The 16,650-nt window shown below is 71.2% G+C and carries 16 protein-coding genes; 5 read left to right on the top strand and 11 right to left on the bottom strand.

Features of this window, described 5'->3' with window-relative positions:
* Window positions 1-237 precede the first annotated feature (237 nt).
* The 11 genes from AB0I41_RS21750 to AB0I41_RS21700 are packed head-to-tail and all read right to left on the bottom strand — an operon-like array spanning window position 238 to window position 12,184.
* The gene (locus AB0I41_RS21750; RefSeq protein WP_357110367.1) at window positions 238-987 is read right to left on the bottom strand and encodes an SDR family oxidoreductase; all 750 of its coding nucleotides are present in this window, start codon (window positions 985-987) and stop codon (window positions 238-240) included.
* Window positions 980-2,548: an aldehyde ferredoxin oxidoreductase N-terminal domain-containing protein gene (locus tag AB0I41_RS21745; protein WP_357110365.1), complete on the bottom strand. Its 1,569-nt coding sequence runs from the start codon at window positions 2,546-2,548 to the stop codon at window positions 980-982. Before AB0I41_RS21745 ends, AB0I41_RS21750 begins: the two co-directional genes overlap by 8 nt.
* Complete coding sequence (locus AB0I41_RS21740; protein WP_357110362.1) at window positions 2,539-3,843, bottom strand: L-fuconate dehydratase; 1,305 nt, start codon at window positions 3,841-3,843, stop codon at window positions 2,539-2,541. The genes AB0I41_RS21745 and AB0I41_RS21740 overlap by 10 nt, the downstream gene beginning before the upstream one ends.
* The gene (locus AB0I41_RS21735) at window positions 3,843-4,682 is read right to left on the bottom strand and encodes a fumarylacetoacetate hydrolase family protein (RefSeq protein WP_357110359.1); all 840 of its coding nucleotides are present in this window, start codon (window positions 4,680-4,682) and stop codon (window positions 3,843-3,845) included. Before AB0I41_RS21735 ends, AB0I41_RS21740 begins: the two co-directional genes overlap by 1 nt.
* Window positions 4,679-5,527, bottom strand: a complete 849-nt coding sequence (locus AB0I41_RS21730; RefSeq protein ID WP_357110356.1) for an amidohydrolase family protein — start codon at window positions 5,525-5,527, stop codon at window positions 4,679-4,681. Before AB0I41_RS21730 ends, AB0I41_RS21735 begins: the two co-directional genes overlap by 4 nt.
* Complete coding sequence (locus AB0I41_RS21725) at window positions 5,524-6,501, bottom strand: aldo/keto reductase (RefSeq protein ID WP_357110353.1); 978 nt, start codon at window positions 6,499-6,501, stop codon at window positions 5,524-5,526. The genes AB0I41_RS21730 and AB0I41_RS21725 overlap by 4 nt, the downstream gene beginning before the upstream one ends.
* Window positions 6,498-8,024, bottom strand: a complete 1,527-nt coding sequence (locus AB0I41_RS21720; RefSeq protein WP_357110351.1) for a sugar ABC transporter ATP-binding protein — start codon at window positions 8,022-8,024, stop codon at window positions 6,498-6,500. Before AB0I41_RS21720 ends, AB0I41_RS21725 begins: the two co-directional genes overlap by 4 nt.
* On the bottom strand, window positions 8,021-8,971 hold the full coding sequence (locus AB0I41_RS21715; RefSeq protein WP_357110348.1) for an ABC transporter permease: 951 nt from the start codon (window positions 8,969-8,971) through the stop codon (window positions 8,021-8,023). Before AB0I41_RS21715 ends, AB0I41_RS21720 begins: the two co-directional genes overlap by 4 nt.
* Window positions 8,968-10,044 carry an ABC transporter permease gene (locus AB0I41_RS21710; protein ID WP_357110346.1) on the bottom strand — a complete coding sequence of 359 codons (1,077 nt, stop codon included), beginning with the start codon at window positions 10,042-10,044 and terminating at the stop codon, window positions 8,968-8,970. Before AB0I41_RS21710 ends, AB0I41_RS21715 begins: the two co-directional genes overlap by 4 nt.
* Window positions 10,041-11,129, bottom strand: coding sequence for a mandelate racemase/muconate lactonizing enzyme family protein (locus AB0I41_RS21705; RefSeq protein ID WP_357110343.1), 1,089 nt, complete (start codon window positions 11,127-11,129; stop codon window positions 10,041-10,043). The genes AB0I41_RS21710 and AB0I41_RS21705 overlap by 4 nt, the downstream gene beginning before the upstream one ends.
* Window positions 11,129-12,184 (bottom strand): substrate-binding domain-containing protein, encoded by a 1,056-nt coding sequence (locus tag AB0I41_RS21700; protein ID WP_357110341.1) that lies wholly within the window; start codon window positions 12,182-12,184, stop codon window positions 11,129-11,131. Before AB0I41_RS21700 ends, AB0I41_RS21705 begins: the two co-directional genes overlap by 1 nt.
* 157 nt (window positions 12,185-12,341) lie before the next feature.
* Between AB0I41_RS21700 and AB0I41_RS21695 the strand changes: the two genes are divergently transcribed.
* The 5 genes from AB0I41_RS21695 to AB0I41_RS21675 all read left to right on the top strand — a co-directional run bounded on the left by AB0I41_RS21695 (window position 12,342) and on the right by AB0I41_RS21675 (window position 16,622).
* Window positions 12,342-13,049 (top strand): GntR family transcriptional regulator, encoded by a 708-nt coding sequence (locus AB0I41_RS21695; RefSeq protein WP_357110338.1) that lies wholly within the window; start codon window positions 12,342-12,344, stop codon window positions 13,047-13,049.
* A 33-nt stretch (window positions 13,050-13,082) separates the two neighbouring features.
* Window positions 13,083-13,793, top strand: coding sequence for a (Fe-S)-binding protein (locus tag AB0I41_RS21690; RefSeq protein WP_357110335.1), 711 nt, complete (start codon window positions 13,083-13,085; stop codon window positions 13,791-13,793).
* Entirely contained in the window at window positions 13,790-15,235 is a 1,446-nt protein-coding gene (locus AB0I41_RS21685; RefSeq protein WP_357110332.1) for a LutB/LldF family L-lactate oxidation iron-sulfur protein, read from the top strand. Before AB0I41_RS21690 ends, AB0I41_RS21685 begins: the two co-directional genes overlap by 4 nt.
* Complete coding sequence (locus AB0I41_RS21680; protein WP_357110329.1) at window positions 15,232-15,840, top strand: LUD domain-containing protein; 609 nt, start codon at window positions 15,232-15,234, stop codon at window positions 15,838-15,840. The genes AB0I41_RS21685 and AB0I41_RS21680 overlap by 4 nt, the downstream gene beginning before the upstream one ends.
* A 104-nt stretch (window positions 15,841-15,944) precedes the next feature.
* Window positions 15,945-16,622, top strand: coding sequence for a FadR/GntR family transcriptional regulator (locus AB0I41_RS21675; protein ID WP_357110326.1), 678 nt, complete (start codon window positions 15,945-15,947; stop codon window positions 16,620-16,622).
* Window positions 16,623-16,650: the final 28 nt, after the last annotated feature.

Genomic DNA, 16,650 nt, shown 5'->3' with positions numbered 1-16,650 from the left:
CGGTGGATTCCTCCGCGCGTACGGGCGTCAGCTCAACACGCGCGAATACCAGCCCGGCGGTCTTCGACCTGGTCTGCGATCTCCACGTGGGACCCATCGCCCCCTGACCACGAACAGCACGCAAGCCCCGAACCACCAACCCCCGAAGGACTTACGGCGCGGACCACTTGGCCGAGGTACATGGTGCGAGGGGGGACGGGCGACCCATCCCCCCCTCGATTCAGGCCACGGCTCCGATCAGTCGCGGGGAAGACGCAGACCTGACATGCCGCCGTCGACCGCGAACGAGGTGCCCGTCACCGCCCCGGCGGTCGGCGACGCCAGGTACACCACCGCCGCCGCCACCTCCTGCGCGGTGACCAGCCGACCGGTGGGCTGGCGGGCGGCAAGCTGGCGCTTCTCGGCCTGCGGGTCGGCGGCGTTGGCGAGCAGCCGCGCCACCCACGGCGTGTCGACTGTGCCGGGCGCGACGCAGTTGACCCGAATACCCTCGCCGACCAGGTCGGCGGCCATGGCGAGCGTCAACGCGTGCACCGCGCCCTTCGTCGCCGAGTACAGCACCCGCTTGGGCAGACCGGCGCTGGCCGCAATCGAGGAGATGTTGACGATCGCCGCCGTCCGGGACCGGCGCAGGTAGGGCAGGGCGACGGCGGTGGTCCGGGCGACACCCGTCACGTTGACGTCCAGGACGCGTGCCCACTGCACGTCGTCGTTGTCCTCGACGGCGCCGACCGCGGAGATCCCCGCGTTGTTGACCAGGATGTCCACCCCACCGAAGGCGCTCGCGACCGACTCCATCGCGGCGGTGAGCGAGGCGCGGTCGGCCACGTCGGCCCGTACCCCGTGGACGCGCGGATCCTCGGGTGCTCCCGCCGGATCCAGGTCAAGCACCCCGACCCGGGCGCCACCGGCAAGCAGCGCCTCCACACAGGCACGCCCGATCCCCGAGCCGCCACCAGTCACCACGGCCACCAAACCGTCAAACATCAAGAATCCTCTCTCCATCAAATCCGAGTCGTCGTCGAAGCTGGTAGACCGCGGTCTGGAAGGCCGCGCGGTCGAGCGTGTCGAAGTACCGATCGGGCAGGGTGTCGGCCGCGGGCGGTACGCCCAGACGCGCATTGACCTCGGCCATGAGCCGTAGCCGCCGGTAGCCGAGGGCGAGCACGTCGGGCCGCTCGCCGGTGACCGCCTCGACGAGGTCACCCACCCGGTCCAGGGACAGCGGCCGGGTCGGGGTCGAAGCGAACACACACACGCCCAGCGCGTCCAGGCCCGACCACAGGGCCATCAGCACCGCGGTCCGTTCCACATCGATCTCGCCCGCCGGTCGGGGCACCTGCACCCCCAGCCGGCGCACCTCCGGATAGGCGTACGGCAGGCCGTGCTCGGGGTCGAAATCGAGGTCGTGTTCGCACACGTCGTAGCGCGGGCCGAAGGGCGCGACCGCGTAGCCGAGACCGAGGTTCGGCTGGCGCCGGGGGTCGAACGGGGGCAGCGCCACCCGTTTGACCGTGTCGGGGCCGGGCGGCGGGTAGGCCCCGCCGTCAAAAAACGTGCGGCCGGCGGCGCGCAGCGCCTCGGCGTACGACACGGGATCGACCCCTTGGCGCAGGCACTTCGCGTTGGCCTCAAGCACGGCATCGGTGTCGCTGACGCCGAGGTCGCGGCCGAGCGCGGCGAGGGCCTCCTGGTGCAGCCCGGCGCCCCGGAACGTCTTGATGCAGTTCGTCGGACAGCCAGGGCAGGGGGCCACACCGTCGGGGGCCGGCGGCGCCGTCATGACCGCGTCGGGCCCGACCGCGGGCCACACTCCGAAGCCCGGCGGGGTGTGCTGCCAGACGGCCAGCGGGTTGCGCGCGGCCTGCTCGACGTACCAGTCGCTGATCTGGGTGAGGGCGAGCGGGTCGGCGACCGGCGGACGGGCGGTGCCGACGCAGACAACGGCCTTGACGTTCTTCGCACCCCACACGGCGCCGAAACCCAGGCGCGGCAGCGGATGCTGGCGACAGGTGACCACCGACGCGTACGGCGTGCCCGCCTCCCCCGCCGGGCCGATCACCGCGACGGCGGCGTTCGGACCGTGCCGGGCGACGAGCGCGTCGGTGGCCGCCCAGGTGTCGCTGCCCCACAGCTCGGCGGCGTCGTGCAGGCTCGCGGAGCCGGCGGTGACCAGGACGTACACCGGGTGTTCGGCGCGACCGCGCAGGATTACCCCGGTGCTGCCGGCGGCCCGCAGGCCGGCGGCGAACGGCCCCTCGGCGCGGGTCTCCGCGACCGCGCCGGACAGCGGCGACACGCCGACCGCGGCGACCCGGGCGAGCCCGGGTGCGGCGACCCCGGCGACGGTGGAGGCGACCAGCGCACTCGGTGCGTCGGCGGCCAGGCGCACCGCCGCCTCCGGTGCGGCCACATCGTCGAGGACGTCGCCCCAAGGGTCGGGTAGCGCATCGAGGAGCAGGCGCAGCGACTGTGTCGGGCCGCCGTACCCGTCGACCGGCCGGATCCGCACCCGACCGGTCGCCAGGTCGACGTCGACTATGCCCATGCCGGCCCGTCGGGGTAGGCGTAGGCGGCGATGCTGTCCGCGCTCATCTCGGCCGAGAAGCCGGGCTCGGTCGGTGCGACGTAGTGGCCGTCGCGGACGACCGCCGGCGCGAGGAAGTGCTCGTGCAGGTGGTCGACGAACTCGATGACCCGGTTCTCGGTGGTGCCCGACACCGCGACGAAGTCAAACATCGACAGGTGCTGGACGAGTTCGCACAAACCGACGCCCCCGGCGTGCGGGCACACCGGCACACCGTATTTCGCGGCCAGCAGCAGGATCGCCACGTTTTCGTTGACCCCACCGACCCGGCACGCGTCGATCTGCACGAAGTCGACCGCGCCGGCCTGCAGCAGTTGCTTGAACACGATCCGGTTCTGCACGTGTTCACCGGTCGCGACCCGGATCGGTCCCCCGTTCGGCGCAGCAGTGGCCAGGGCGGTGCGGATCGCGGCGTGGGCGAGCACGTCGTCGGGGCTGGTGGGCTCCTCGATCCACCACGGGTCGTACGGGGCCAGCGCCCTCATCCACTCGACCGCCACGCCGACGTCCCACCGCTGGTTGGCGTCGACCGCGATCCGGATGCCCGGGCCGACGGCCTCGCGAGCCACCTGGAAGCGGTGGACGTCGTCGGACAGGTTGGCGCCGACCTTCAGCTTGATCTGGGTGAAACCGTCGACCACGGCCTGCTTCGCCAGCCGGGCCAACTTCTCGTCGTCGTACCCGAGCCAACCCGGCGAGGTGGTGTAGGCGGGGTAGCCGCGGGCCTGCAGGGCCACGATCCGCCTGGCCCGGCCCGGCTCGGCGGCCCGCAGGATCCGCAGCGCCTCCTCGGGGGTGAGCGCGTCGGTGAGGTAGCGCCAGTCGACGAGGTCGACGATCTGCTCGGGGGTGAGGTCGGCGAGATAGCGCCAGACCGGCTTGCCGGCGCGCTTGGCGACCAGGTCCCACATCGCGTTGATGAGCGCTGCGGCGGCGAGGTGCACCACCCCCTTCTCCGGGCCCAGCCAGCGCAGTTGCGAGTCGTGGGTGAGTTCGCGGGCGAACGCACCGAGGTCGACGGCATCGGGATCGACGCCGACGACGAACGGGGCGAGCGCCTCGATCGCCACCCGGCAGATGTCGTTGCCGCGGCCGATGGTGAACGTGAACCCGTGCCCGTCCGGCCCCTCGTCGGTGCGCAGGATGACGTAGGCGGCCGAGTAGTCCGGGTCGGGGTTCATCGCGTCGGAGCCGTCCAGCTCCCGCGAGGTCGGAAAACGCACGTCGTAGGTGTCGACCGCGACGATCACGGCCATCAGGCGCTCCTCAGGACCGAACGCTGCCGGCCGAGACCATCGATTTCGACCTCCATCACATCGCCCGGCGCCAGGTACGGGAACCGGCCCGACAGCGCCACGCCCTGCGGCGTACCGGTGTTGATGAGGTCCCCCGGGTCCAGGACGGTGTACTGGGACAGGTGCCACACCAGGTACGCCACGCCGAAGATCATGTCCTTGGTGGCGGAGTCCTGCCGGACCCCGCCGTTGACCCAGGAGCGCAGCCCCAGCGCCTGGGGGTCGGTGATCTCGTCGGGCGTGACCAGCCACGGCCCGAGCGGCTGGAAGGTCTCGCACGACTTCCCCTTAGACCACTGCCCGCCCGACCGGTCGAGCTGGAAGTCCCGCTCCGACACGTCGTTGGACAGCACGAAACCGGCGATGTGCGCAAGCGCGTCCGCAGGCGAGGACAGGTACCGGGCACGCCGAGCGATCACCACGCCCAGTTCCACCTCCCAGTCGGTCTTCGTCGATCCGCGCGGGATCAGCACGTCGTCGAACGGCCCGACGACGGTGTTCGGGGCCTTGTAGAAGACGATCGGGGTGGTGGGTGGCTCCGATCCGGACTCGGCCGCGTGGGCGGCGTAGTTCTGGCCGACGCACAGGATCACGCCGGGGCGTGCGATCGGTGGCCCGATCCGCTGTCCCGCGATGTCGATCTCGGGCAGACCCGTCGCATCGCCTATGCCCCGCAACCCGTCAGAGGCGAAGAACGCCGGGTCGAGATCGGCGGTGACCGACGACAGATCGAAATGGCGGCCGTCGGCGTACAGCACGGGCTTCTCCGCCCCCACCGGTCCCACCCGCATGAGCTTCAAGAACCAACCTCCAGACGATAGGTACGAATTGCGGTGCCCGCCGTAACAGCGGCCCGCTCACCGGCCGACAACTCGCTCAGGCAGCTGTCGATCGCCTCCAGGGCAGTGGAGTACGAGGCGACCAGTTCACAGACCGGCCAGTCGGAGCCGACCATGATCCGCTCGGGACCGAACAGGTCAAGGGCGGCATCGACGTACGGCCGGATGGTGGCGACGTTCCACCCGGGGCCGGCCTCGGTCAGCAGGCCGGACAGCTTCGCCGCGACGTTGCCGCAGGCGGCCAGTCCCGCCACGGCCGCGCGCCACTCGGCGAACCCCTCGGCTCCCGCGCCGATCCGGGGCTTGCCGAGGTGGTCGAGCACGAAGGTGGTGCCCGGGGTGGCGCGCGCCACCGCTGCGCTGGCGACGAGCTGTCCGACGTGGACGACCAGGTCGTAGGTCAACCCCACGGCGCCGATGGTGGCCAGCGCCGCCCGCACGTCCGCGCGGGCGAGGTACGCCGGGTCGTCGACGCCCTGCACCTGGTCGCGGATACCGACGAGCTTCGCTCCGCCGGGCAGGTCGCGGTAGTTTGCCAGCGTGGCGGGCAGGTCCGGATCGGTCAGCGACGCCCAGCCGACCACACCCGCGATGGGCGGGGTGGCGGCGGCCAGCGCGAGGAACTCGGCGGTTTCGGCGGCGTCGCAGCGGCCCGCCTCGACCAGCACGCTGGCGGTGACGCCTGCCGCCGCCAATCGGGGCGTGAGGTCGGCGACGGTGTAGTCGCGTCGGATCGCCACCAGACCCGGCGCGGCGAGCCACGGGTAGTCGGCGGTCCACAGATGGTGGTGCGCGTCGACGATCACGGCGTGGGCACCTCCTCCGGCAGCAGGCCGTCCTTCTTCAGATCGGCCCACAACGCACCCGGGATGTCCCACTCGAACATCTGCATGTTGTCGGTGATCTGTTCCGGGTCCCGGGCCCCGATCACGACGCTGGCGACCGCCGGATGGCCGAGCGGGAACTGGATCGCCGCCGCCCGCAGCGGCACCCCGTGCCGCTCGCACACCGCCCGGATCGCCACCGCCCGCTCGACCAGCGCCTGGTCGGCCGGGGCGTAGTCGTAGTGGGCGCCCGGCTTCGGGTCGGCGAGCAGGCCCGAGTTGTACACCCCGGCCGCGAGAACCGAGATACCTTTCTCCCGGCACAGCGGAAGCAGCTCGGCCAGCCCCGACCGGTCCAGCAGTGTGTAGCGCCCGGCGAGCATGAAGCAGTCGAAGTCGCCGGCGCGGGCGAGGTCGACCAGCATCCCCGCCTGATTCATGCCCGCGCTGACCGCGCCGATGTCGCCCCGCGCCCGCAACTCGGCCAGCGCCGGGTAGGCGCCGCTCACCGCCTCGTCGAAATGGTCGTCGGGGTCGTGGATGTGCGCGATGTCGATCCGGTCCAGGCCCAGCCGGTGCAGGCTCTCCGCGTGCGAGCGCAGCACGGCGGCGTAGGAGAAGTCGAAGACCGGAGTGAGGTTGCTCGACTCCGCCCAGAACTCCTGAGTGTCAGCGCCGCCGGGGACGAGCAGTCGGCCGACCTTGGTCGACAGGGTGAACTCCTCGCGCGGTTTGCCCGACAGCACCGCACCGGCCCGGCGCTCCGACAGGCCACAGCCGTAGAGCGGGGCGGTGTCGAAGTAGCGCAGCCCGAGCTCCCAGGCCGTCTCGACCGCGGCCCGGGCAACCTCGTCGCTGACGGCGGTGAACAGCCCACCGATCGGCGCGAGCCCGAAGCCCAGCCGGGTCACCTCCACCTCGGTACGCCCGAGGCGGACCCGTTCCGTCGCTTTCACGCGGCCTCCTGCGCGCCATGGATCAGACGGATGACCGACTGGCTCATCCGGCTGTACTCGTGGTCGTTGACCAGCTCGCCCACCACGGCGAAGTCGCGCATCACCGCGATCCGGTCGGCGAGGGTGACCATCTCCGGCAGATCCGACGAGATGAGCAGGATGGCCATGCCCTGTCCGGCCAGCCCGGTGATCAGCTCATGGAAGGCGGCCTTCGTGCGGACGTCGATGCCCACCGTCGGCTCGTCGATGATCAGGACGTCGCAGTCCGCGGCCAGCCACTTGGCCAGGCTGACCTTCTGCTGGTTGCCGCCGGAGAGCTGCCCGGCGAGCTGGTCGGGTGAGGCGAGCCGGATACCCAGCCGGTCGGCGTACTCGGCGACCAGTGCCCGTTCCGCGCGATCCCGCACCAGGCCCAGGCGCGACAGCCGGCGCCACACGGTCACGGCGGTGTTGCGCGCGATCGTCTGGGACAGGAAGAGGCCTTCCTCCTTGCGGTTCTCGGTGACGTAACCGATGCGGTGCCGCCGCAGCGCGTCACCCACGTCGCGGATCCGGGCCGCCTTCCCATGTACCCGTACCTCGCCGGCGGTGATCTGCTCGAGTCCGAGCAGCGCCTTGGCCAGCTCGCTGCGACCGGCCCCCACCAGGCCGTACAGGCCGAGGATCTCGCCGGGGCGCACGGCGAGGTTGACGTCGTGGTGCCCGGCGGCGGTGGCGACCCCCGCCAGGACCAGCGCCGGCTCGGCGGTGGGGTCCGGGGTACGGGGGGTGAGCCGTACCTCCTGATAGGCCCGGCCGACCATCAGGTCCACGATCTGGTCCCGGGTGTGGCCGGCGAGAGGCTCGGCCTCGGCGACGCTGCGGCCGTCCCGCAGGACGGTCACCGTGTCGGCGACCGCGAAGATCTCCTCCAGTTTGTGGCTGACCAGCACGACGGCGTGGCCGCGCTCGCACAGCCGACGTACGACGGCGTACAGCCGGTCGGCCTCGTCGCCGGTCAGCGACGCGGTCGGCTCGTCGAGCAGCAGCACCTTCGAGTCGGCCGACAGCGCCTTGGCGATCTCCACGAGCTGCATGTGGGCGACCGACAGCCCCGACACCGGTGCGTCGGGGTCGATGTCCACATCGAGCAGGTCCAGGCAGCGGCGAGCCTCCGAGCGGATCCGGGCCCGGTCGAGCAACCCGTTACGTCGGGGAAGGTGCTGCAGGCAGATGTTCTCCGCGACGCTGAACGCCGGGATCAGGTTCCGCTCCTGGTGCACCACACCGACGCCGACCCGTTGGGCGTCCTGCGGGCCGGCGAAGTGCACCTCCCGCAGCCCGTCCGGCCCGGCCAGCCGGATGTGCCCGCCGTCCGGCCGGTACACCCCGGTCAGCAGCTTGATCAGCGTGCTCTTGCCGGCGCCGTTCTCCCCCAGCAGCGCGTGGACGCTGCCGGCGGAGACGGTCAATGTCGCCTCGTCGAGCGCCCGCACGCCGGGAAACGTCTTGACCAGTTTCTCGGCCGTCAACACGACACTCATCGCGCACCTCCGGTGAGCCGCTCGCGGGCCCGGCCGAGCAGGACCGCACCGAGCACGACCGCGCCGATGATGAGGTCGACCCACCGGCGGTTGATGTCGAACTGCGCCTGGGTCACGTCGACCAGCCGCACCAGGAATGCCGCCAGCACCGTGCCGGTCACGCTGACCACGCCGCCGACCAGGGCGACCCCGCCGATGATCGGCGCGGCGAAGCTGGGCAGCAGCAGGTCGTCGCCGATCGAGGCGTTGACGGAGCCGAACGCGGCGACCACGATCACGGCGGCGACCCCGGCGAGCAGACCCGACAGGGTGTGGGCGAGCACCAGCGCCCGGTCGTTGGAGATGCCGGACAGCCGCGCCGCGAAGGGGTTGCCGCCGGAGGCGAGCAGGCGACGCCCGGACACCGTACGGCGGAAGAACAGCGCCGTCGCGACGGCGACCGCCAGGGCCAGCAGGAACACCACCGGTATCCCGAGCAGCGACGCCTGGCCCACCGCCCGCAGCCCCGGCGAGTAGCCCTGGTAGGTGCCCGTCCCGTGCACTCCGTAGCGCAGCCCTTCCAGGATCGTCATCGTGGCCAGGGTGACGATGAAGCCGTTGATCCGGGTGAAGACCACCAGCAGTCCGTTGAGCAGGCCGACGAGCGCCCCGAGGGCAAGGGCGGCGAGCACCGCGAGCGGGGCGGGCAGTGCGGCGTCGACCATCAGCCAGGCCGAGGCCATGGCGCAGAAGCCGGTGAGCACGCCCACGGAGAGGTTCATCTGGCCGACGGCGAGCACCACCATCTGGGCCAGACCGATGACCATCGGTACGGCGAGGAAGCTCAGGAACGCGTCCATCGTGCCGGCGGTGAGCAGGTTGAAGTCGGTGGCCACGGCGAGCGTGGCGAACCCGACGACCGCGGTGGCGGCGAGGGTGAACTCGTTGGTGCGTACCAGGTTCTTCATGACGAGGACACCGCCCTCCGCTCGGCGAGCACGGCGCGCAACCGGTCCAGCGACAGCGCGGCGAGCAGCACCAGCCCGATGTAGAGCTTCAAATCCTCCAGCGAGAACTGCAGGAGGTTGAGGCCCTTGTAGATGACCTGGGTGAGGGTCGCGCCGAGCACCGTGCCGAGCACACTGACCGCGCCCCCGGCGAGCAGCGTGCCGCCGAGCACCGGGGCGAGGAATGACGGCAGCAGGAACGACTCGCCGACGTTGGCGGAGAAGGCGCCGTTGTTGGCGGCGAGCAGGAAGCCGGCAAGGGCGGCGAGCAGGCCGCTGAGCGCGTGGGCGGCGACAACCCGCCGGTGCGTGGGGATGCCGGACAGTTGCGCGGCGACCGGGTTGGCGCCGGTCATCAGGATCTCCCGGCCGAGGCGCGCGTAGCGGAACAGCAGCCCGACGGCCAGCACCGCGACGAGCGCGAACGGAACGACGAGTGGGACGCGAGGGCCGCACACCTCCCCGAGGCAGTAGTCGGCGAACGTGTCGAAGCGCAGCTCGGCAAGGCCGGCCGGCTTCACCGCGAACGCGACGCCGTCGGTCGCCCGGGTGTAGAGGATCGTCACCAGGCCCAGCAGCCCGAAGTCGAGCGCGAGGGTCACGACGAAGGAGTTCACGCCCGTCTTGGTGATGACCAGGCCGGCGAGGGCTCCGATCGCCGCCCCGACGGCCAGGCCGACGGCGAGGCCGACCAGCAGCGGCACGCCGAGCCGGTCGTAGGCGAGTCCCATCGCGAACGTGGACAGCGCGGCCATCCGGCCGACGGCCATGTTCATGTGGCCGAGGGACAGCACGGCGAGTTGGGCGAGGCCGACGACGACGTACACGCTGATGTCGGCCTGCAGCGGCGCGAGCGTGAGTCTGGGGTCGAGGAACGCGGGGGTCAACGACGAGAAGAGCGCGACCAGGACGACGATGACGATGACCAGGCCCAGGCGTGGGTTGGCCCAGAACGGCAGAGTGCGGGGCCGCGCCTCCGCGACCGCGGCCGGCGGCGCCGGGGGCGCCGCCGGCGGTGTGGTGGCCGTCTTCACGCGACTCTCCGATCCTCGATCGCGTCCCGGTCCCAGTCGATGCCGAGGCCGGGGGCGGTCGGCGCGAGAGCGTGGCCGTCGGCGACGCCGATCTCGGACCGGGTCACCGCCCGCAGCTGCGGGATGTACTCGAGGTACCGACTGTTGGGCACCGCGGCGCACAGGCTCACGTGCAGCTCCATGAGGAAATGCGGGCACACCGCGACGTTGCACGCCTCTGCCAGGTGGGCGACCTTGAGCCACGGGGTGATCCCGCCGACCCGGGCGACGTCGACCTGGACGATGCCGGCGGCCTGGCGGCGCAGGTATTCGGCGAACTGCCCGATCGAGTACATCGACTCGCCGACGGCGATCGGGATGCTCGTCGAGCGGGCGAGCAGTTCGTGCCCGGCGACGTCGTCCGCGGGCAGCGGCTCCTCGAACCAGGTGAGCCCGTACGGTTCGAGCAGCCGCGCCCGGCGGATCGCCTCCGCGGCGGTGAGCGACTGGTTGGCGTCGACCATCACGTCGAGCCGGTCGCCGACGGCGGCCCGGACCGCGGCGATCCGCTCGGCGTCCTCGGCCGGGTCGGGCTTGCCCACCTTCAGCTTGACGCCCGGCCAGCCGGCCGCCTGGGACGCTTTCGCCCCGGCGACCAGCTCCTCGGTGCTGAGCTGCAACCAGCCGCCCTCGGTGTCGTAGAGCGGGATGCGGTCCTTGGCCCCGCCGGCCAACACCCACAGGGGCAGGCCGGCGGCCTTGGCCCGCAGGTCCCACAGTGCCGTGTCGACGGCGGCCAGGGCCAGTGAGGTGATCGCGCCGACGGCGGTGGCGCGGGTGGAGGCGTAAAGGTCACGCCAGACGGCCTCCACCCGCGCCGCGTCCTGCCCGATCAGGCGGGGGACCAGGTGGTCGCGCAGGAGCGCGAGCACCGCGGTCCCGCCGGTCCCGATGGTGTACGAGTAGCCGATACCCTGCTGACCATCGGCCGTACGGACCTCGACGAAAACCGTCTCCTGCTTGAGGAACGCCTGCACCGCGTCGGTACGGACGGTCTCGACGGCGATGTCGACCAGGTACGCCTCGGCGTGCGTGATCACCGACATCACTGGCACGTCAGGTATTTGGCGTCGAACTCCTTCTTGAGTTCGTCGGTCTTGGCGGAGCGGTCGGCCTCGTAGCCGTTCACGTTCTCCTTGGTCACGACGAACGAGCCGGAGTCGATGACAACGCCGGGCATGGTCATCCGGCAGTCGCCAGCGAGCTTGCTGAGCGCGTACGAACCGACGTACGCCTGGCCGACCGGGTTCTGGAGCACGGTGCCGGCCACGGAGCCGTCCCGGATCCCGTCGAGAATCGTCTTGTCGTCGTCGATGGCGACGACCTTGATGGGCAGCTTCGCCTGCTTTACACCTTCGGCGGAGGCGACCGACGGGTTGTAGGCGGTGTTGACGATCGCCTGGATCTGGTTGCCCTTGGCGGCGAGCAGGTCGGCGACGGCCTTCTGCGCGCTCTGCAGGTCCTTGTCGATGTCGGTGACGTTCTGGAGCAGCACGACCTTGCCACCGGTCTCGGCGACCGCCTTCTCCACGCCCTTGATCCGGCGCTGCGTGTTGGAGTCGACCTTGTTGCCGGTCAGGTGCACAAGGTTGCCGGTACCACCCATGGCGTCGATGGCGGTCTTCGCGGCCTTGTACGCGGCGAGCTCGACGTCGGTGGACAGGCAGAAGTCGGCCTGGTTGACGTCGCCGGCCGGGCACGAGGCGAGGGAGGCGACGGGGTAACCCTGGCGCTTGAGATCTTCGAAGGTGGAGTTGATGTTGTCGGGCGACACGCCGAAGATGCCAAAGGCGTTGTAGCCCTGTGCGGCGAGGGACTTGAGCACATCGTTCTGCTTCGTCTGGTCCCAGCCGGCGGCCTCGTTGTACGTGACGTCGCCGAGCTTGAAGTCAGCCTTCGCCTTCGCCCCGGCGTCCTTCCAGGGCTGGAAGTACGGGTGCGAGCCGCCGGGGACGAGCGCCACCTTCATCTGCTCCGGGGTCTTGCTGCCCGCGGTGCCGTTGGTGTCGGCATCACTCTTCTTCGTGCACGCCGCCGTTGTCGCGGTGAGCGCGAAGACGGCAAGGGCCACGCCGATACGGGCTAGCGCAGTGCGCTTCATAAGGTTCTCCTCAAGGGAACCTCACGGGGGGTGAGGGGGGTGGGTGGTAGCGTACGCATCCCCAGGTGCCGATCCCGTGGGATCTTTCCTATAGGATGGTTGCCTGCTAGTGTCTACTCGCTCACACCGTCGTAGTCAAGGGGCCGAAGGAGACGAGATGACGGAGATATTGCCCCGCGGTCGGGTCCGCCCCGCCCGACGGCTCACCCTGACCGAGGACGTGTACGAGACGATCAAGGGCCTGGTCATGGACCACGCCCTCCCCCCGAACGAACGGGTGAACATCGACGCCCTGGCCCGCGAGCTCGACGTCTCCCCCACCCCCGTACGGGAGGCGCTGGCTCGGCTGGAATCCGACGGCCTCGTGCGCAAACGCCCACTGTCCGGGTACACCACGACCCCACTGCTGAGTCGGGCCGAGTTCGACGACCTGTTCGACATGCGCCTGCTGCTGGAAGGTGCCGCCGCCGCCCGAGCGGCCGCGAACGCCTCCGCCGCACACCGACGGCAGATCAGCACCAAGGCCAACGCGACCGTTGGCGTCGAGGCCGGCGACGGATACCGCAGGCATGCCGCGTTCACCGCACTGGACGCGACGTTCCACGACCTCATCGCCGAGGTCGCCGGGAGCGTACTGCTGCGCGAAGCCATCACGCGGCTGCACTCCCACCTGCACCTGCACCGGCTGTACTTCCCCGCCGCAAAGGCCGCCGACACCACTGTCGAGCACCAGCGCATCGCCGCGGCCATCACCCTCGGCGATCCGGAAGCCGCCACGGCGGCAATGCGCGACCATCTGACCGCCGCCCGGCAGCGCCACCTGCCGGCCTTCGACCAGATGCCGCCTGCGGGGCCACCGGCCTGACCCGGCCGGGCCGGCACGTACCGAGGAGCCAGCTTGCGCATCGCCCTGTTCATCACCTGCGTCAACGACATCGCCTACCCCCAGACCGGCATCGCGGTCACCCGCATCCTGGAGCGGCTCGGCCACACCGTCGACTTCCCCACCGCGCAGACCTGCTGCGGCCAGATGCACGCCAACACCGGATACCGCGCCGAGGCGCTGCCGATGGTCCACAACTACGTCGAAGTCTTCGACCGCTACGACGCGATCGTCACCCCGTCCGGCTCGTGCACCGCGATGGTCCGCGACCAGTACCCGCACCTGCACCCCGCGGCGGCCTCCGTCGCCGCCCGCACCTACGAACTGTCCGAACTTCTCGTTGACGTCCTCGGCGTGACCGACGTCGGCGCCGAGTTCGCCGAGCGGGTCACCTACCACCCGACCTGCCACGGCCTGCGGATGCTGCGACTGGGCGACAAGCCGCTGGCGCTGCTGCGCCAGGTACGCGGTATCCAACTGGTGGAGTTGGGCGACCCCGAGGAGTGCTGTGGCTTCGGCGGCACGTTCGCCCTGAAGAACCCCGACGTTTCCACCGCGATGCTCACCGACAAGTGCCGCCGGGTCCTGGACACCGGCGCGAGCGTGCTCGCCGCCGCCGACAACTCCTGCCTGGCGCACATCGGCGGCGGCCTCGGCCGCGGCCGGTCCGGAGTCCGGGTCATGCACTACGCCGAGATCCTCGCCTCGACCGGAGCATCCGCATGAGCCAGCGCGCCACACCTCCCCACGGCGGTGGCCGGATCATCGCTCCCCTGCCCTTCCCGACGGCCGCCCGGCCCGAGGTCGCCGACCCGCAACTGCGCGCCAACCTGCGACGCGCCACCCGCACGATCCGCGGCAAACGCCAGCGCGTCGTCGAGGAGGTGCCCGACTGGGCGGCACTACGCGACGCCGGTGCCGCGATCAAGGCCGACGTGCAGCGCCGCCTGCCCGAGCTGCTGGAGCGCTTCGAGGCCGCGGCCACCGCCGCGGGCGCACACGTGCACTGGGCGCGCGACGCGGCCGAGGCCTGCCGCATCGTGGTCGAGCTCAGCCACGCGGCCGGCGCGACGGAGGTCGTGAAGGTCAAGTCGATGGCGACCCAGGAGATCGAACTCAACGAGGCACTGGCCGAGGCCGGCATCACCGCCTACGAGACCGACCTCGCCGAGCTGATCGTGCAGCTCGGCGACGACACCCCGTCGCACATCCTCGTGCCCGCGATCCACTACAACCGCACACAGATCCGCGAGATCTTCCGGCGCCGGATGGCCGACGCGCCGCCGGAGCTCAGCGACGAGCCGCGCGACCTGGCCGAGGCGGCGCGCATGCACCTGCGGCGGCGGTTCCTGTCGGCCAAGGTCGCCGTCTCCGGCGCCAACTTCGCCGTGGCCGACACCGGCACCCTGGTGGTTGTGGAGTCCGAAGGCAACGGGCGGATGTGCCTCACCCTGCCGCAGACGCTGATCAGCGTCGTCGGCATCGAGAAGCTCGTGCCCAGCTTCGCCGACCTGGAGGTGTTCCTCCAGCTCCTCCCCCGCTCCTCGACCGGCGAGCGGATGAACCCGTACACGTCGGTGTGGACCGGCGTGACGCCCGGCGACGGGCCCCAGGAGGTGCACATCGTCCTGGTCGACAACGGCCGCTCAGCCGTGCTCGCCGACCCGGTCGGACGGCAGGCGCTGTCCTGCATCCGCTGCTCCGCGTGCCTCAACGTCTGCCCGGTGTACGAGCGGGCCGGCGGCCATGCCTACGGCTCGGTGTACCCCGGTCCGATCGGGGCGATCCTGTCACCCCAGCTGACCGGAGTCGAGGCCAACGCCTCCCTGCCGTACGCCTCCACCCTCTGCGGAGCCTGCTACGACGTCTGCCCCGTGAAGATCAATATTCCGGAGGTGCTGATCCATCTGCGCCAGCAGGCACCACACCCGGTGGCCGAGCGCGCCGCCATGCGCAGCCTGTCATGGATCATGCGCAACCCGCGACGGTACGCCGCCGCCCTGCGCGCCGCCCGGCTCGGCACCGGCCCCCTCGGGGCGTCCCGCCAGCGGCGGACCGGCGCGCGCACCCTGCGCTGGCTGCCGTGGCCGGGATCGGCGTGGACCCAGTCCCGCGACGCCCCGCTGCCCGCGCCGCAGACGTTCCGTGAATGGTGGGAGAAGCGTTGAACGCCCGTGACGAGATCCTGGCCCGCCTGCGTACCGCCCTGGCCGACGCGCCGCCGCCGGTCGAGGTGCCCCGCCGATACCGGCGCACCGCCGAGCCCGCCGACCTGGTGGAGGTCCTCGTCGACCGCCTCCAGGACTACCAGGCCGCCGTCCACCATGGCCTCGACGCCCTGCCCCGGATCCTCGCCCAGGTGGACCGGCTCGCCGTGCCCGCCGACGTGCCCGCGGCCTGGCTGGCCGGCTTCGACGGGCAACTGCACCGCGACACGCCCCCGCTGCCGCTGGCCGAACTCGACAGCGTGGACGCCGTACTGACCGGCTGCGCGGTGGCGATCGCCGACACCGGCACGATCGTGCTCGACGCCGGCCCGGCCCAGGGGCGGCGGGCCCTGACGCTGGTGCCCGACCGGCACATCTGCGTCGTACGTACCGACCAGATCGTCGGCCTGGTCCCGGAGGCATTCGCCCGCCTCGACCCGCGAGCACCCCTGACCTGGATCTCCGGCCCGTCGGCGACCAGCGACATCGAGCTCAACCGGGTCGAGGGAGTCCACGGCCCCCGTCGGTTGGAGGTCGTGCTGCTGAGGCCCCAAGCAGCTGGCTGAGGCAAGCGACGCGGATGGGCAACGCGTCGAGCCGCTCGTGCTGACTCCCCTCCGGTCGAACTATCCTGCTAGTCATCGGATGTATCAGCAGGAGGTTCGCCGCGATGTCGCTGACCGACGACGCGATCGACAAGATCAAGCAGATGATCACCGGCGGCGAACTGCGGCCCGGCGACCGCCTGCCGCGTGAGGCCGATCTCGCCGAGCGCCTGGGGCTGTCCCGCAACTCGTTGCGGGAGGCCGTACGGGCACTGTCGTTGATCCACGTGCTCGATGTGCGGCAGGGCGATGGCACGTACGTGACAAGCTTGGAGCCCGCACTGCTCCTCGACGCGATGGCCTTCGTCGTCGACTTCCACCGCGACGACACGGTGCTGCAGTTCTTCGAGGTACGACGCATCCTCGAGCCGGCCGCAGCGGCGGTGGCCGCCACCGAGATGAGCGACGAGGATGTCGCCAGCCTGCGCAAGCTCCTCGACGAGCTCGGCCCCACGCCGACGGTCGAACAGCTCGTGGCCAACGACATCGAGTTCCATCGGCGGATCGCGGCAGGTTCGGGCAACCTGGTCCTGTGCTCCCTGATCGAGGGGCTGTCCGGGCCCACCCAGCGGGCGCGGATCTGGCGCGGCCTGACCCAGAAGGACGCGGTCCGCCGCACCCTCGACGAGCACCGGCTCATCTGCGACGCCATCGCCAACCGCCAGCCGGAGATCGCCCGGGCGTGGGCCACCGTCCATATCGCCGGGGTCGAGCAGTGGCTACGCCAGGCGCTGGCGGAATAGCGGCCGGCCCCGACGCTCGGTGCAGCTT

The sequence above is a fragment of the Micromonospora sp. NPDC050200 genome, assembly GCF_040656135.1.
Taxonomy (GTDB): Bacteria; Actinomycetota; Actinomycetes; order Mycobacteriales; family Micromonosporaceae; genus Micromonospora.
This window is presented reverse-complemented; position numbering and strand designations above follow the sequence as displayed.

Coding starts and splice junctions, on each gene's coding strand:
- AB0I41_RS21750 (WP_357110367.1), bottom strand. CDS start 987: ATGTTTGACGGTTTGGTGGCCGTGGTGACTGGTGGCGGCTCGGGGATC.
- AB0I41_RS21745 (WP_357110365.1), bottom strand. CDS start 2,548: ATGGGCATAGTCGACGTCGACCTGGCGACCGGTCGGGTGCGGATCCGG.
- AB0I41_RS21740 (WP_357110362.1), bottom strand. CDS start 3,843: ATGGCCGTGATCGTCGCGGTCGACACCTACGACGTGCGTTTTCCGACC.
- AB0I41_RS21720 (WP_357110351.1), bottom strand. CDS start 8,024: ATGAGTGTCGTGTTGACGGCCGAGAAACTGGTCAAGACGTTTCCCGGC.
- AB0I41_RS21715 (WP_357110348.1), bottom strand. CDS start 8,971: ATGAAGAACCTGGTACGCACCAACGAGTTCACCCTCGCCGCCACCGCG.
- AB0I41_RS21705 (WP_357110343.1), bottom strand. CDS start 11,129: ATGTCGGTGATCACGCACGCCGAGGCGTACCTGGTCGACATCGCCGTC.
- AB0I41_RS21700 (WP_357110341.1), bottom strand. CDS start 12,184: ATGAAGCGCACTGCGCTAGCCCGTATCGGCGTGGCCCTTGCCGTCTTC.
- AB0I41_RS21695 (WP_357110338.1), top strand. CDS start 12,342: ATGACGGAGATATTGCCCCGCGGTCGGGTCCGCCCCGCCCGACGGCTC.
- AB0I41_RS21685 (WP_357110332.1), top strand. CDS start 13,790: ATGAGCCAGCGCGCCACACCTCCCCACGGCGGTGGCCGGATCATCGCT.
- AB0I41_RS21675 (WP_357110326.1), top strand. CDS start 15,945: ATGTCGCTGACCGACGACGCGATCGACAAGATCAAGCAGATGATCACC.